Annotated in this window: 14 protein-coding genes and 1 other annotated feature; of the genes, 4 read left to right on the plus strand and 10 right to left on the minus strand. The window is 36.7% G+C overall.

The window, feature by feature from the left end; translation table 11 throughout:
• Positions 1-114: 114 nt before the first annotated feature.
• Positions 115-1,746, minus strand: a complete 1,632-nt coding sequence (locus FS802_RS07930) for a peptide ABC transporter substrate-binding protein (RefSeq protein WP_098654958.1) — start codon at positions 1,744-1,746, stop codon at positions 115-117.
• A 319-nt stretch (positions 1,747-2,065) separates the two neighbouring features.
• Between FS802_RS07930 and FS802_RS07940 the strand changes: the two genes are divergently transcribed.
• Positions 2,066-2,446, plus strand: a complete 381-nt coding sequence (locus FS802_RS07940) for a DUF3899 domain-containing protein (protein WP_087979785.1) — start codon at positions 2,066-2,068, stop codon at positions 2,444-2,446.
• 105 nt (positions 2,447-2,551) lie between these two features.
• Positions 2,552-2,768, plus strand: a binding site (T-box leader).
• 74 nt (positions 2,769-2,842) lie between these two features.
• The gene (trpS, locus tag FS802_RS07945) at positions 2,843-3,832 is read left to right on the plus strand and encodes a tryptophan--tRNA ligase (RefSeq protein WP_000110999.1); all 990 of its coding nucleotides are present in this window, start codon (positions 2,843-2,845) and stop codon (positions 3,830-3,832) included.
• Between the two features lie 281 nt (positions 3,833-4,113).
• On the opposite strand, the gene FS802_RS07950 is transcribed toward trpS, so the two are convergent.
• The 7 genes from FS802_RS07950 to FS802_RS07980 form a co-directional block, all read right to left on the minus strand.
• Positions 4,114-4,860, minus strand: a complete 747-nt coding sequence (locus FS802_RS07950) for a YjbA family protein (protein ID WP_000966120.1) — start codon at positions 4,858-4,860, stop codon at positions 4,114-4,116.
• A 143-nt stretch (positions 4,861-5,003) separates the two neighbouring features.
• Positions 5,004-5,792 carry a DUF2268 domain-containing putative Zn-dependent protease gene (locus FS802_RS07955; protein WP_098720260.1) on the minus strand — a complete coding sequence of 263 codons (789 nt, stop codon included), beginning with the start codon at positions 5,790-5,792 and terminating at the stop codon, positions 5,004-5,006.
• 106 nt (positions 5,793-5,898) lie between these two features.
• Positions 5,899-7,137 (minus strand): beta-ketoacyl-ACP synthase II, encoded by a 1,239-nt coding sequence (fabF, locus tag FS802_RS07960; protein ID WP_000412643.1) that lies wholly within the window; start codon positions 7,135-7,137, stop codon positions 5,899-5,901.
• A 31-nt stretch (positions 7,138-7,168) separates the two neighbouring features.
• Positions 7,169-8,101 carry a beta-ketoacyl-ACP synthase III gene (gene fabH, locus FS802_RS07965; protein ID WP_001100551.1) on the minus strand — a complete coding sequence of 311 codons (933 nt, stop codon included), beginning with the start codon at positions 8,099-8,101 and terminating at the stop codon, positions 7,169-7,171.
• A 231-nt stretch (positions 8,102-8,332) separates the two neighbouring features.
• Entirely contained in the window at positions 8,333-8,509 is a 177-nt protein-coding gene (locus FS802_RS07970; RefSeq protein ID WP_001986215.1) for a ComZ family protein, read from the minus strand.
• A gap of 53 nt (positions 8,510-8,562) precedes the next feature.
• Positions 8,563-9,435 (minus strand): NAD-dependent epimerase/dehydratase family protein, encoded by an 873-nt coding sequence (locus FS802_RS07975; RefSeq protein ID WP_141546005.1) that lies wholly within the window; start codon positions 9,433-9,435, stop codon positions 8,563-8,565.
• A 29-nt stretch (positions 9,436-9,464) separates the two neighbouring features.
• Positions 9,465-10,199, minus strand: a complete 735-nt coding sequence (locus FS802_RS07980) for a lipase family protein (protein WP_000028696.1) — start codon at positions 10,197-10,199, stop codon at positions 9,465-9,467.
• Between the two features lie 156 nt (positions 10,200-10,355).
• Here FS802_RS07980 and FS802_RS07985 point away from each other — a divergent pair, with 156 nt between their 5' ends.
• On the plus strand, positions 10,356-10,538 hold the full coding sequence (locus tag FS802_RS07985) for a YjzD family protein (protein ID WP_001211113.1): 183 nt from the start codon (positions 10,356-10,358) through the stop codon (positions 10,536-10,538).
• 37 nt (positions 10,539-10,575) lie between these two features.
• Here the strand turns inward: FS802_RS07985 and clpB are convergent, their stop codons facing one another.
• Positions 10,576-13,176, minus strand: coding sequence for an ATP-dependent chaperone ClpB (gene clpB, locus FS802_RS07990; RefSeq protein ID WP_098720261.1), 2,601 nt, complete (start codon positions 13,174-13,176; stop codon positions 10,576-10,578).
• A 211-nt stretch (positions 13,177-13,387) separates the two neighbouring features.
• Complete coding sequence (locus tag FS802_RS07995) at positions 13,388-13,567, minus strand: YjzC family protein (RefSeq protein ID WP_000531420.1); 180 nt, start codon at positions 13,565-13,567, stop codon at positions 13,388-13,390.
• A gap of 492 nt (positions 13,568-14,059) precedes the next feature.
• Between FS802_RS07995 and FS802_RS08000 the strand changes: the two genes are divergently transcribed.
• Positions 14,060-14,869 carry a Cof-type HAD-IIB family hydrolase gene (locus FS802_RS08000; protein WP_098654955.1) on the plus strand — a complete coding sequence of 270 codons (810 nt, stop codon included), beginning with the start codon at positions 14,060-14,062 and terminating at the stop codon, positions 14,867-14,869.
• Positions 14,870-14,932 lie beyond the last annotated feature (63 nt).

A 14,932-nucleotide genomic window follows, 5' to 3' on the forward strand; every position in this document is an offset into this window, starting at 1 on the left:
CCCGTTTTTCTCAAAAGCAATAAGATAGTTTAAAATATTCTTACTTTTATTTTTTTAAAATAAGAGCATATGCCCATCATAGGCATATACCCTTATTCATGATGGAAACCATTTTTAGTTTTTGAGTTCAACCCACTTATAGCTAAATTCTCCGCCATATTTATGTTCTAATAGGCCAGTAATTGAGCCACGTTGTAAATAAGCTTTTCCTGGTTGATATACTGGAGCAATCGCTGCATCTTCAAGCAGTTGTTTTTCCGCTTGTAATAATGCATCCCAACGTGCTTGTACATCAACTTCTGTTTTCGCTTTTTTAATTAAATCATCATACGCTGGGTTTGCATAATTTACTTTGTTTTGCGCATTACCTGTCGTATACATTTCAAGGAATGACATTGGATCCATATAATCTGGACTCCATCCCGCATATGACATTGCATAATCTCCACTTGCTTCAAGTTTTAATTTTTGTGCAAATGGCTGCATTTTTGTGGAAACTGTTAAACCTGGTAAGTTCTTTTCAAATTGACCTTTTAAATACTCTCCGATTTTTTTAGCATCATCAGTATCAAAGTTTAATAGCTCTAACTCTACTTTGTCTACACCAAGTTCTTTTTTACCAGCTTCCCAATATTTTTGAGCTTCTTTCATATCCTCTTTTATAAGCTTTCCGTTCTCTTCACGGAAGTCTTTTCCATTCGGACCTTTTGCTAAGCCTTTCGGAACAAAACCATATATACCCTCTGAACCATCGTTTAAGATAACTTTCCCGATATTTTCACGCTCAAAGGACATTGCAATTGCTTTTCGGATATTTTTATTTGCTAAAAATTTATTCTTTTCATTTAAGCGAATAAATTGTGTAGATGGTCTCTTAATCGTTTTAAAGTCAGCATCTGATTTGTATTTGTCTACAAACTCTGATGTTAAGACTACACGATCAATTGCTTTCGTTTCATATAAATTTATAGCAGTTGAACGATCCTTAACAATATTGAAGTTTATTTCCTCAAGTTTTACTTCTTTATTTTCCCAATACGTTGGATTCTTCTTAAGTTGGAAACTTTGTTCATGCTTCCATTCATTTAATACGAATGGACCATTATAAAGTGTCGTATTGGATTCTAATCCAAATTTTGCTCCTTGTTCTGTTACAAACTTCTCATTCAAAGGATACAATGTTGGATAGACTGTTAAACTTACAAAATAAGGAACAGGGTTATCTAATTCCACTTCAAGTGTATGATCATCAATTGCCTTTACACCAAGCTCTTCAACTGGCAATTCTTTTTTGTTAACTTTCTCCGCATTTTTAACATCAAATAGTATGTAAGCAAACTTGGCACCCGTGTTTGAATCTACAGCTCTTCGCCAAGAATAAACGAAGTCTTTCGCTGTTACAGGTTCACCATTAGACCATTTCGCATCTTCACGTAACTTAAACACATACTTTTTGCCATCTTCTGATTTCTCATAAGATTTAGCGACACCTGGAACAAGTTTATCGTCTTTCCCCAGACGATATAATCCCTCCATTGTGTTATTCATGATGTTAGAAGATGTTGCATCCGTTGATAACGTCGTATCCATAGTTGGAATTTCAGCTGTCTCAGTTAGATTTAACGCTTGCTTGTTTGAGGATTTTTCTTTTGCACCTGCTTTATTATCCTCTTTTTGATAACTACAAGCTCCTAACATACTGACTGTCAGCGTCGATGCAAGTAATAACGGTATCTTTTTCTTCATGTTGTGTTGCCTCCCCTAATTGCACTTCCTGTACCCTCACTTGTAAAAAAGTAGAATTGAAAGAATAATCTCCAAGTTTCTACAATTTTCATTATACATATAATATAACAATTGTGAATATAGTTTTTTGTTTTTTTGTTAAAATTTTTAATAAAATGTTTATTTTTTTATTTTTTTGTAAAGGGATACGTTAACATTGCTACCATCATCTTGAAATCAGACCTTTAATTGCGTATAATTTTCAAAAAATTAATTCTAGTACATATTATAGCTTTTATAGTATAATAATTCTAGTAATATTTTGACGGAGGGGAACATTTTGAATAAGGTTTTTTTTCATACTTGTATACTAATTTTCATAGCGATAATTGCTTCTAGTATTGGCGCATTCCTCGTTTCATCGCAATTTTTGTTGAATTTTGTCAATATATCGTTTTATGTCGCACTATTTTTTATTCTTATAGGCGGTTTTTTATTCATATTTCAAAATGGATTTTTTAACGTAACAATTTACGCCTTCCAAAGAGTATTTGGTACGAACAAAAAAATTGAGTCTTTAATTGAAGAAGTAGAGGAACCTGCCGATAAGAAAGAACGTATTTATAAAACATATTCATTCAAATGGACGTATCCAATTTGCATTACCGGTATCGTTCTTGGTTTGTTTTCGACCCTCATTAGCTTTACTATTTTGATGTAGTTTGCAAACACTATCCCATATGATATAATAATCAGCAAAACATTTTGTTATAAAACTTTAGTTCTTTCATATTAAAAGAGCTTAGGTAACAATAAATAAATTTATATGTATGCGATGATAAAGAAGAGTACATATTGAGGCAATTTCAGAGAGCTTGTGGCTGGTGTGAACAAGTAATTGCGCAGTATGGAATGGGCTTTTGAGCACCAAACCGAACCGAAAGTAGTAGGCTTTGGCGTTATATCCAAACGTTATTATGGATTAGAGAGATTTCACAGTAGTGAAATAATTAGGGTGGTACCGCGGTCCATTCGTCCCTATAGTTTTTGGGATGAATGGGCTTTTTTGTTTGCCTTCTCTTCCCCATCACGCATTCAAATTTAGGAGGAATTACTTATGTCAGTTATCTTTTCTGGTATTCAGCCGAGTGGAACGATTACACTTGGAAACTATTTAGGAGCTATGAAGCAATTTACAGAGCTTCAAAATGAACACGACTGTTATTTCTGTATTGTAAACCAGCATGCGATTACAGTACCTCAAGATCCCGTACAACTTCGTAAAAACATTCGCAGTCTTGCTGCACTTTATGTAGCATGCGGCATCGATCCTGAAAAAGCTACTTTATTTGTACAATCAGAAGTACCAGCACACGCTCAACTAGGATGGATTATGCAATCAGTTGCTTACGTTGGAGAATTAGAGCGTATGACGCAATATAAAGATAAATCTTCTGGTAGAGATTCAGTTCCAGCTGGATTACTAACGTATCCACCATTAATGGCTGCTGATATTTTACTTTACAACACTGAAATCGTACCTGTTGGTGATGATCAAAAACAACATATGGAATTAACACGCGACCTAGCAGAGCGTTTCAACAAACGCTTCCGTGAAGTGTTCACTGTTCCTGAAATTCGTATTCCAAAAGTAGGAGCTCGCGTTATGTCATTAACAGAACCTACGAAAAAAATGAGTAAATCTGATCCGAACCCAAAAGCAATGATCAGTATGCTTGATGAACCAAAAACAATTGAAAAGAAAATTAAAAGTGCTGTAACTGATTCTGAAGGTATCGTGAAATTTGATAAAGAAAACAAACCTGGCATCTCTAACTTATTAACAATCTACTCTTCATTCTCTGGAAAAACAGTTGAAGAAATCGAAGCAATGTACGAAGGAAAAGGATACGGCGACTTCAAAGGCGACCTAGCACAAGTAGTCGTAGAAGCAATTCGTCCAATCCAAGACAAATATAACGAACTAATCAACTCACCAGAACTAGACGAAATTCTAGACAAAGGTGCAGAAAAAGCAAACCGCGTTGCATTCAAACAACTACGCAAAGTAGAAAACGCAATGGGACTAAGTAGAAAACGTAGGTAATGGTATAAAGCGGAAGCGGCTCGCTTAGAATGTGAGGGGGATGGAGCTCCTTCCTGCGAGGCGCTTTTTGCCTCGCAGGAAGGCGAGAAGCCACCGAACATTCTTGCCGCTGGAGCTGGATTACTATATAAAGCGGAGGCGACTGCTTAGCCCTGACGGCTAAGGTTCTATCCCACAGAAGGTGCTTTTTACCTTCTCGTGGGGAAGGTTCTTAGACGCGAAGGGCTAGGAGCCGGAAATAAGTTACAACAAATTAAAAAAACCGCCAATTGGCGGTTTTTTTAATTTACCTTTTGCTCGTTTTCCATTTCCCATAACTTTTCAAAAAATGGCTGTCCTTTTACGAGACGTTCGCATAATTGTTCGTGCTTCTCAGACCAGCCTGTTTTCGCTTCATCATACAGTTTAGCCCAAATATCTTCAAATTCCATATGTTGAACCATTCCGTATGCTGATGGATCCCACTCTGTGAACCAATAGCGAATTTCTGCTGTGTTTTTCGTTGTATGTAATTGATCTAACGCCATAAATAATAATTGTTTCAGCTGTCTTTCTTTACGAGTTAAGCCATTCATAATGAAAGGTGATGGTGATAAAATATGATGTTCTTTTTCCATTTCTTCTACTTGGAACTCATACTTTTCTGCTTGTACGTTTTCTACCATCTCATATACCATCTGCTCTTGGCGCGGTATAAGTCTGCTCTTTCGAATTGGTACATTGTAACCAATTGTGTCGATCGCAATAATTCCTTTTCCATCTGTAACAACAAAGCAATACTCTTGCTGCAAACGTTCATGATTTTTACGAATATATGCCTTATGATGTACGTCTTCCAACATTTTTTGCGGAAGCTCTAACAATTCGTCCTCGATGTAATGATATAATGTGGCATCTACTTTTAATAATGGCACTTGATCTAATAGCTCAATCGTATCATCTTTCCGCCATTCGTAAAAATGACAAACGTTATACCCATTCTCTTCACCTTCAAACCAATTTACCCATACATCATGTAGATATAACATTCACTACCCCTCACTTCACTACTGTTTGTATCAATCATTATGTTCAATTTTTCTTAACTTTATTCCACCTAAGGAAATATATTCTAATTATTATTTTTTCTTCTATTAATACTAAAAAAAACAGGAAATAGAGCTCCTGTTTTTTATATATGAAATGTATTTGCTTTATTCAATATTTCTTTTGCATCTATAGATAATAAAGAAAGTGTATCTTCTCCTTCCAATGTTACACAATCTTTGACAATATGAAATCCAAGCGCATAACCAAGCATCTTCGGATAAGAGTGAAATCCATTTAATAAGATGTCGTGCTCCCTTGTTCCTCGTTTTATACTTATTCTTTCATGTACAACATTTTTCCAATAATAAATAGCCTCTTCTTTTGAAAGATACGTCGTCCACGGTGCATTGTTTTTTTCTGAATATCTTTCCGTTACCGCTTGCTCAGCTAGCCCTTCCATAATCATCGTATCAAGTAATGTATATTCTGTTTCTTTCGTCTCAACTTGATGTAACCTGCATATGTGATGATATTCATGCGCCAATAACACCTTTAATTCTTCCACCGAATTCCGTCCACATACGAATAAGAAAATAACGTGACGCATAGATAATCCAGCCCTACCGTTATACTCTTCTTGTACAGTTCGATTATATGAATCTGATAATAAAATAAAGACAGGGACATCCGGACCTTTTAACCAATTTTTTAGTTTCTCATACTCCGTACGTAACTCTTTCCAAACTTCCTTTTTCTCTAACTCTTTAACTTCTTGTTCTCCTCGTATAACTGGGCGGTACATACCTTTAGAAATTAAAAAGCGATACAATCTTTCTTTTGGCAGCGGGATATACTTCGTAAACTTCTCACACAGCTTTTCTGGCCGTCCATAATATAGATGTAACCACTCAGCAGTTTCAACAATCCCCATCTTTATCCCTCCTTTTTCTTATGTATATGCAAAAGGAGAAAAAGGCGTAAAAATAAATAAGGAGTTTTTTCATAATATGCTACGAAAAAACTCCTTATTTCATCTATTATTTATACGATTTAAATACTAATACTGCGTTATGACCACCGAATCCTAGTGAGTTACTTAATACTGCATTTACTTCTTGTTGTCTCGCTTTATTCGGTACGTAATCTAAGTCACATTCTGGATCTGGTGTTTCATAGTTAATTGTTGGAGGGATTACTCCGTCTGTAATTGATTTAATTGAGAAGATCGCTTCAACAGCACCAGCTGCTCCTAATAAGTGACCTGTCATTGATTTCGTTGAGCTAATTGCTACTTTGTACGCATGCTCACCGAACGTTTCTTTAATTGCCATCGTTTCATACTTTTCATTCGCATCCGTACTTGTACCGTGCGCATTAATGTAATCAATATCTTCTGGCTGTAGACCTGCATCCGCTAAAGCTTGACGCATTGCACGCACGCCGCCTTCACCGCCAGGAGCCGGCATTGTAATATGGAATGCATCACCAGTTGCACCATAACCAGCGATTTCCGCATAAATGTGAGCACCACGAGCTAATGCGTGCTCTAATTCTTCAAGAATTAAAATACCTGAACCTTCACCCATTACGAAACCGCTACGGTTTTTATCAAATGGACGGCAAGCTGTTGCTGGATCTTCATTAAATGTTAATGCTTTCGCTGAACTAAATCCGGCAAATGCCATACTTGTTAACGGCGCTTCTGCTCCGCCTGTTATCATTGCATCAGCATCACCGCGTTGAATTGCTTTAAATGCATCACCAATTGAGTTTGCACCAGATGCACAAGCCGTTACAGAACAAGTGTTAATTCCTTTTGCTCCTGTTGCGATCGATACTTGACCTGCTGCCATATCTGGAATCATCATTGGTACGAAGAATGGACTCACGCGGCGCGGACCTTTCTCAGTAAAAATCTTAAATTGTTCTTCGTATGTTTCCATACCGCCAATACCAGAACCAATCCATACCCCAATTCGAGGTCCGTTTTCTTCTGTAATTTCAAGCTTTGCATCTGCAACTGCCATTTTCGCTGCTGCTACTGCATATTGTGTAAAGCGATCCATACGGCGCGCTTCTTTTTTATCAATATATTTCTCGACTTCAAAGTCGTTAATTTCTGCTGCTACTTTTGCTGGAAATAGTTCCGGATCAATTCTTGTAAGTCGTCCGATTCCAGATACACCCTTTTTAATGTTTTCCCACGCTGTTTCAACATCTGTTCCGATCGGTGTAACAGCTCCTAGTCCTGTAATTACGACCCTCTTTTTCTCCATACAAAATACACTCCTTTTTTTCTCTCAGTCCTTATTTACCCCAACGAAGAGCAACTGCTCCCCATGTTAATCCGCCGCCGAAACCAACAAGTATAATTAAATCACCATCTTGAATACGTCCATTTTGCAATTCCTCTACCATTGCAATTGGAATTGAAGAAGCTGATGTATTACCAAACTTTTCAATTGTCATACTCATTTTTTCTTGTGGTAAATTTAATCTCTCTCTTGCAGATTCCATAATACGAATATTCGCTTGATGTGGTACTAAAAAATCCACATCCTCTTTCGTAAGTCCCGCTTTTTCTAACACGCGAAGACAGGAATCACCAAGTTGGCGAACAGCAAATTTAAAGACTTCTCTGCCGTTCATCATAACATACTCGTCTTGATAAAGATGCTTACCGCCGCTTCCATCTGCTCCTAATTCGAAAGATAGAACGCCTCTTCCTTCTGAAACAGCCCCCATTACGATAGCACCGGCTCCGTCTCCAAATAGTACTGCTGTATTTCGATCATTCCAGTCTACAATTTTAGATAGTTTATCACTACCAACTACTAATACATTTTTATAAGTTCCCGTTTGAATAAATTGCTGCGCTGTAATCATTCCGTACATAAAACCAGCACACGCTGCACTTAAATCCATTGCAGCTGCGTGTTTTGCGCCAATGGCTTCTTGAATGACACAAGCTACTGCTGGGAATGCGCGATCTGGTGTTACCGTTGCCACTAAAATCAGATCGATATCCTCTCCGCTAATCCCGGCATCTTCAAGTGCTTTTTTAGAAGCCTCTACCGCCATATATGAAGTATCTATTGTATCATCGGCAATGCGTCTTTCTGCAATTCCCGTTCTCGTACGAATCCATTCATCAGATGTATCTACGATTTTTTCTAAATCGTGATTTGTGACTACTTTTTCTGGCACATATCTTCCGATTCCTAAAATGCCCACGTTCACATCGCAGCCCTCCGTTTTATATCAATTATTATGACTTGGTACTAATTTTAAAACATAAATGTATTTTTGTCTAGAATATATTTCAGCTAAAACATAAATCCAGCATTATTCACTTTATTGTTTATTAAAAGAAACAGAAACATACCTTTCCTGTTTCTTTTGAAATATAAAAAGGCCCGAACCGCTTCTATCCACGGTTCGAGCCTCTCTTCCCTTCCAAAAAAGAAGGTTTTATTCTTTATCTGCTTTCCCAAGCTCATATGCTTCGTTCATAACTTTCATCAATAACTCTAATACTGGTTGTGCTTTCTCCATATCAAGCGCAATTCCATTATCATCTAAAATGGCCTTTGCTTCTGGTAAATGCTTCATTGCGATTTGTAAAAATTGCATGCTTTTCTCATTCATATTATGTTCTTCCTCTCCATTAAAACTTTCACATACATAGTGTAACACGCTCGCTATCCTTCGTATAACTCTTTATATTTTTTCATATGTGCCAATTGTTTATTTAAACCGTATTCTAACGGGGTATTTCTTTTTATCGAAATAACCTCGACAGCATCATTTCGTTCTTCCTCATTCTTTTTATTCACTTTATCCGCTGCACGTAAAAGGTTCATACCTTTTTTCCATAATGACTTTTTACCACTAAGTAAATTGTATATGCCGAGATGCTCCTCGTTCATTCCATTTTCCCATAAGTATTCACATACATCTTCCACGTACAATAGATCACTTCCGTTTTCCTCACTCGCATAATGGCACTCTTTCTCATCCAGTTCTGATAAAATGAGCTGATGATACATCATAAAAGATGGTTGCCATGGCCCATATAATGTAGGAACTCGAAATACACTATATGGTGCCTCTCCTTTTTTCAATCCTTCTTCCACTTTCGAAAATAAACGTTTATTTTCAGATTGATCTGCGTTTTCTACTTCAATAGAAGAAATTAGATTTAACTTCACTTTCTGTTCTGCACACAGTCTTATAATCCGCTTTAAATACTGTAATATAACTCTTTCATTCCGAAAACCACTTTGTTGATTTGGCTCATATAAGCAAAAGTAAACCGTATCGAACTTCTCTCCTTCTACTGATCTCCATCCATCTTCATCTCTTATCGAATAATACGTAAATAACGCATTTCGCCCAATTAACAATAACTTCTCCTCATTAATTTTTGTCATATTCTCGAATTCATCAAAATCAAGACCGTACACTTCTACTTCTTCTGCAATCATTTTATTCACAAGGTGATAACCTACAAACGTAAGTGCACCTATAATTAGCACGCGCTCCATACCACCAACCCTTTCTCCTTGAAACAAATAGCTCCTCATTTATGTATATGGGAGCTTCACAATTCTTCTTCATATTTTTTAAAGAAATCAGTCGTTTGCCTAACCATTTTATATTTCACATCTTGCAGATGGAATAAGACAGAAGTATCGCATTGATTGAATTGCCTCATTTTCTCATATTTACGTAACAACTGTTTTCTTCCTCTTTTTTCTTGTGTTGATACGAAAACTTTAACAGGTACACAAGACGGAAGAAGCGTAAATGATTTCTTATTTATTTTGGATTCTAATTCTTCTTCTTTGGAATCATACGCCAAACTTAATTCCTTCACTAATCTTTTGTAAAAAAACTTATGCTCTTTTTCAAACTCCACATATTCTGGTAAATCTAAACACGGATTTAACATAATGACAGAGCGTATACATTCAGGGTATTTGTTCATCATTTCAAGTGCTACAAGTGCACCCATACCATCTGCCATAATGTGCATTTTCGTATTTAATGTCTCTTTTCTCAAAACAACGTCATATAAGCGTTTTGCTAGACGAATAGATTGATCGTTTCCCCAATGCCTTCCATATAAATTAGAGGAAAAGACCGTATAGCCTTCCGCAATAAGGCCATGTAAAAAATAAGATCTTCCTGCATGCTGTGTCCATAAACTTGTACCATTCTCAATAAAGTAGTTGTAATCACCGAGAAGCATAACAGAAAATCCATTTGGTTTCTCCGGTAAATAAATGACACATGGTTCTTTTTCTAAATAAAAAAAACGTTCCGTAATACTCATTTTTCCCCCGCCTTATTTTCTAAACGTATAAAAGTACTCTTCTATAATGTATGAACGGAATGCAAATTTGCGTTGAAAAATCTACAAATATTTTTCTATATTCTTTTTTCAATTGTGTTACAATAAGGACAGATTGAACGAATAGAGGTGTAAAATATGCGTTTCATTTGGGCATTAATTTGGTCGTTCGCGCTTGTACATATGATGAGCTACGTAATCGGCTCTATGACTGGCGGTACATACGATTTTAACCAAGCGTCTATTTTCTCAGTTGTTCTTGCGGTATTAGTACTAGCAATTTCAGCTACAATTCCAAACGAGCCAGTAGAACAACACTAAAAAAAGAGTCCGGATTTATCCGAACTCTTTTTCTATTTTACTTTACATGAACGACTAATTCGTTATTTTCTACATCAACAACTACGTGACTATTATCAGTAATCGTTCCTGCAATTAATTCTCGTGCTAATTTCGTCTCAACTTGACGCTGTACATATCGTTTTAATGGACGAGCTCCGTACATCGGATCAAAGCCAGCTTCTACAACAAACTCTCTCGCTGCGTCTGTTAATTCTACCGTAATATGACGGTCAGCTAAACGACCTTGTAATTCTTTTACAATTTTATCAACAATACCTTTAATTTCATTCGTTGTAAGAGGTTTGAATAAAATAATTTCATCGACACGGTTTAAAAACTCTGGTCGGAAATGTCCTCTTAATTGCCTCATTACAAGTTCTCTTGATTCCTCTTTAATTGAGCCATCTGCTTCTAATCCATCTAACAAATGAGCAGATCCTATATTTGAAGTCATAATAATAACCGTGTTTTTAAAGTCTACTGTACGTCCTTGAGAATCTGTAATGCGTCCATCATCTAACATTTGTAATAAAATGTTGAATACTTCTGGATGTGCTTTTTCGATTTCGTCTAACAAAATAACTGAATACGGTTTACGTCTTACCGCTTCTGTTAATTGACCGCCCTCTTCATATCCAACATATCCAGGAGGCGCACCAATTAAGCGTGACACAGCGTGTTTCTCCATATACTCAGACATGTCGATACGAATCATTTGCTCTTCACTGTCAAATAACGTTTGTGCTAATGTTTTTGCAAGCTCAGTTTTACCAACACCTGTAGGTCCTAAGAAAATAAATGAACCAATTGGACGATTTGGATCTTTAATACCAGCGCGCGCACGAAGAACTGCGTCTGATACAAGGCTTACCGCTTCTTCTTGACCGATAACACGCTCTGATAAAATTTTCTCTAAGCGTAGTAATTTCTCGCGTTCACCTTCAACGAGTTTTGCGACAGGAATACCAGTCCAGCGTGAAACAATATCAGCAATCTCTTCTTCACTTACTTCCTCACGTAATAAACGATTTTCCTGTTTATTATGTGCGCCCATTTCTTCTGCTTCTTTTAATTCTTTTTCGATAGCTGGAATTTTCCCGTGACGAAGTTCTGCTGCTTTATTTAAATCGTAATTTCCTTCTGCTTCTTCTAACTCACGGCGCAAGCGCTCTAAATGTTCACGTAAGTCACGCACTTTATGAATGTCTTCTTTTTCTTTCTCCCATTTCGCTCTCATACCACTTGCAACTTCTTTTAAATCCGATAATTCACGTTGCAACGTTTTCAGGCGTTCTTGGCTACCAAAGTCCTTCTCTTTTCCAAGAGCCGCTTCTTCAATTTCTAACTGCATAATACGACGCGTTACTTCATCTAATTCTGTTGGCATAGAATCAATCTCTGTTCGAATCGTTGCGCACGCTTCGTCAACAAGATCAATCGCTTTATCTGGTAAGAAACGATCCGAAATATATCGATCTGATAAAACGGATGCTGCTACAATCGCGCGGTCATGAATATTTACACCGTGATAAATTTCAAAGCGCTCTTTTAAACCACGTAAAATGGAAATTGTATCTTCAACAGTTGGTTCTTCTGCTAATACTTGTTGGAAACGTCTTTCTAGCGCTGGATCTTTCTCAATATATTTACGATACTCATCTAACGTTGTCGCCCCGATACAATGCAGTTCACCGCGCGCAAGCATCGGTTTTAACATATTTCCTGCGTCCATCGCACCTTCTGTTTTACCAGCGCCGACGATTGTGTGAAGTTCATCAATGAATAATAAAATGCGGCCTTCACTCTTTTTAATTTCATTTAATACAGCTTGCAGACGCTCTTCAAACTCACCACGAAATTTCGCTCCAGCTACAAGTGCACTCATATCTAATGCGAAGATTGTTCTATCTTTTAATCCTTCTGGTACATCCTTCTTCACAATACGCTGTGCTAATCCTTCAACGATTGCTGTTTTACCAACACCGGGTTCACCAATTAAAACCGGGTTGTTTTTCGTTTTACGTGAAAGAATGCGGATTACACGTCGAATTTCACTATCGCGACCGATAACAGGATCAATTTTCCCTGCTCTCACTTCCGCCACTAAATCACGACCATATTTTTCTAACGCTTCATAAGTTGCTTCTGGATTTTGACTAGTCACTCTTTGATTCCCCCGAACTGTCATTAAAGACTGTAATAAGTTATCTTTTGTAATGTGAAATCTTGTAAGTAATTGATTTATATCGCCTTTTTCTTCTGAAAAAGCAAGCAATACATGTTCAACTGAAATGTAGTCATCTTGCAATTTCTCTGCTTCTTTTCCTGCTCTTACAAGTAGTTGTTGCAGAGCACCTGTTATATATAATTTTCCTACTTCTGCACCGCTTCCCGTTACAGAAGGTTTTTTCTTAATTAAACTTTCGGCACCTTGCTTTAACGCTTCTATATCGACATTCATTTTTTGAAAAATACGCACTGCTAACCCATCTTGCTCTTCTAATAATGCAAACAAGAGATGAATAGTATCTACTTCTTGATGATGATGAGATACCGCTAAAGATTGGGCACTCATAATCGCCTCTTGTGTTTTTGTTGTCATTTGATTTAAGTCCATCTTTACAGCCCCCCAAACGTTTGACTTTCTTTGACCTTTGATTTGATTATACGCCAACTGACTTTTTTACACAATAATTTTGCTTATGTATTTTCAAACTTATTATTGGAAAAAGCAAAAAGGAACATTCATTATACAGTTGAAAAATATACGGTAAATGAAATTATAATTTGTAACGACAAAAAAGCCGCAATAATGATTGCGGCTCCTGTTACGGTTTTCTTTTATACGTCCACTGACGGTTATGATTCGCGTTATCTGGAAACTTTTCACCCGCAGTTAATTTCACCATTTGCGGATCTTTTACCATACTTCCTGTTTCACCAATTTCTACGTAAATGCCATCGTTTGGCGCTTTTTGTCCAGAACGAAACCTGCGATTTTGTCCCATTTCCATTCTCCTTCCATAACGTCTTTGCCTCATTAGTATATCCATTTTAAAAGAAAGCTTTTCTGTCATGTTTAGGAAACAAGTACTACATTTCGTTCTCGTACATATACATGAATGACACAAGCATAGGAAGGGATTTCTTTCCTATTTGTAGAAAAAAAAGAAACCAACCTACTATAGGCCAGCTTCAAAGGAGAGTCAAACATATACGAGAAGATTACATGTTCATTATAAGCCTCATCATACGAGCAATGTAACCCTTTTCACAATTTGTACATAATGAAAGAAACATTGTTTGAACTTTCTAAAAAGATATTGACTTTTCTTAATTTCCAGCGAGAAATAGTAGACACCGCAGCACTTTGCGACGTAAGATGGATATATAGTGAACTTTCCATCTTTGGTGTTCTCACCCAGTTTAACCTCTTATTTCTGCATATTAAAAACGGAAATACAGATAGAAACAAAAAAATTATTATAAGAGGTGAAATTATGAATAAACAGCATTTAATCGCATTAGACTTAGACGGCACTTTATTGACAGACAACAAAATAATTTCCACTCGAACAAAACATACTATTGCAAAAGCAAAGGAACAAGGACATATTGTCGTTATTTCAACAGGACGTCCATTCCGTGCTAGTTTTGATTACTATAAAGAACTCGGTCTTAATACACCAATCGTAAACTTTAACGGCGCTTACGTACATCATCCTCTTGATTCAAAATGGGGAATACATCACTCTCCTCTTGAGCTAGCAACAGCGCAAGAAATTGTCCGAGCTTGCTTTGATTTCGGTGTGAAAAATATATACGCTGAAGTAATGGACGATGTGTATGTTCGTGAAATTGATGAAGATAAAAAACATATTTTCGAATTCGGTTCTCCAAATATTTTTACAGGAGACTTATTAAATACTCTAAACGATCATCCAACCTGCTTATTAATTGACGCACATGACGAGCATTCCAGTGCAATTCGTCAACATTTAACTGATATGCATGCTGAAGTAATCGACCATAGAAAATGGGGCGCACCTTGGCCGATTATTGAAATTGTAAAAAGCGGGTTAAATAAAGCTGTCGGATTACAAAAAATTTCTAGTCATTACAACATTCCACAAGAGCGAATTATCGCTTTCGGTGATGAAGATAACGACTTTGAAATGATTGAATTTGCTGGTCATGGCATCGCAATGGGTAATGCAATTCCTGAATTAAAATCACTCGCAAATCATACGACATTAACGAATGAAGAAGATGGTATTGCGCTATATTTAGAAGAGGTTCTTGGGTTGTAATCTAAAAATTCCCTGCTTATAGTTTTTCGCCAAACGCTCATACTATAATTAGACGCCGGATTA

The organism is Bacillus sp. DE0042, assembly GCF_007680225.1.
Classification (GTDB): domain Bacteria; phylum Bacillota; class Bacilli; order Bacillales; family Bacillaceae_G; genus Bacillus_A; species Bacillus_A wiedmannii.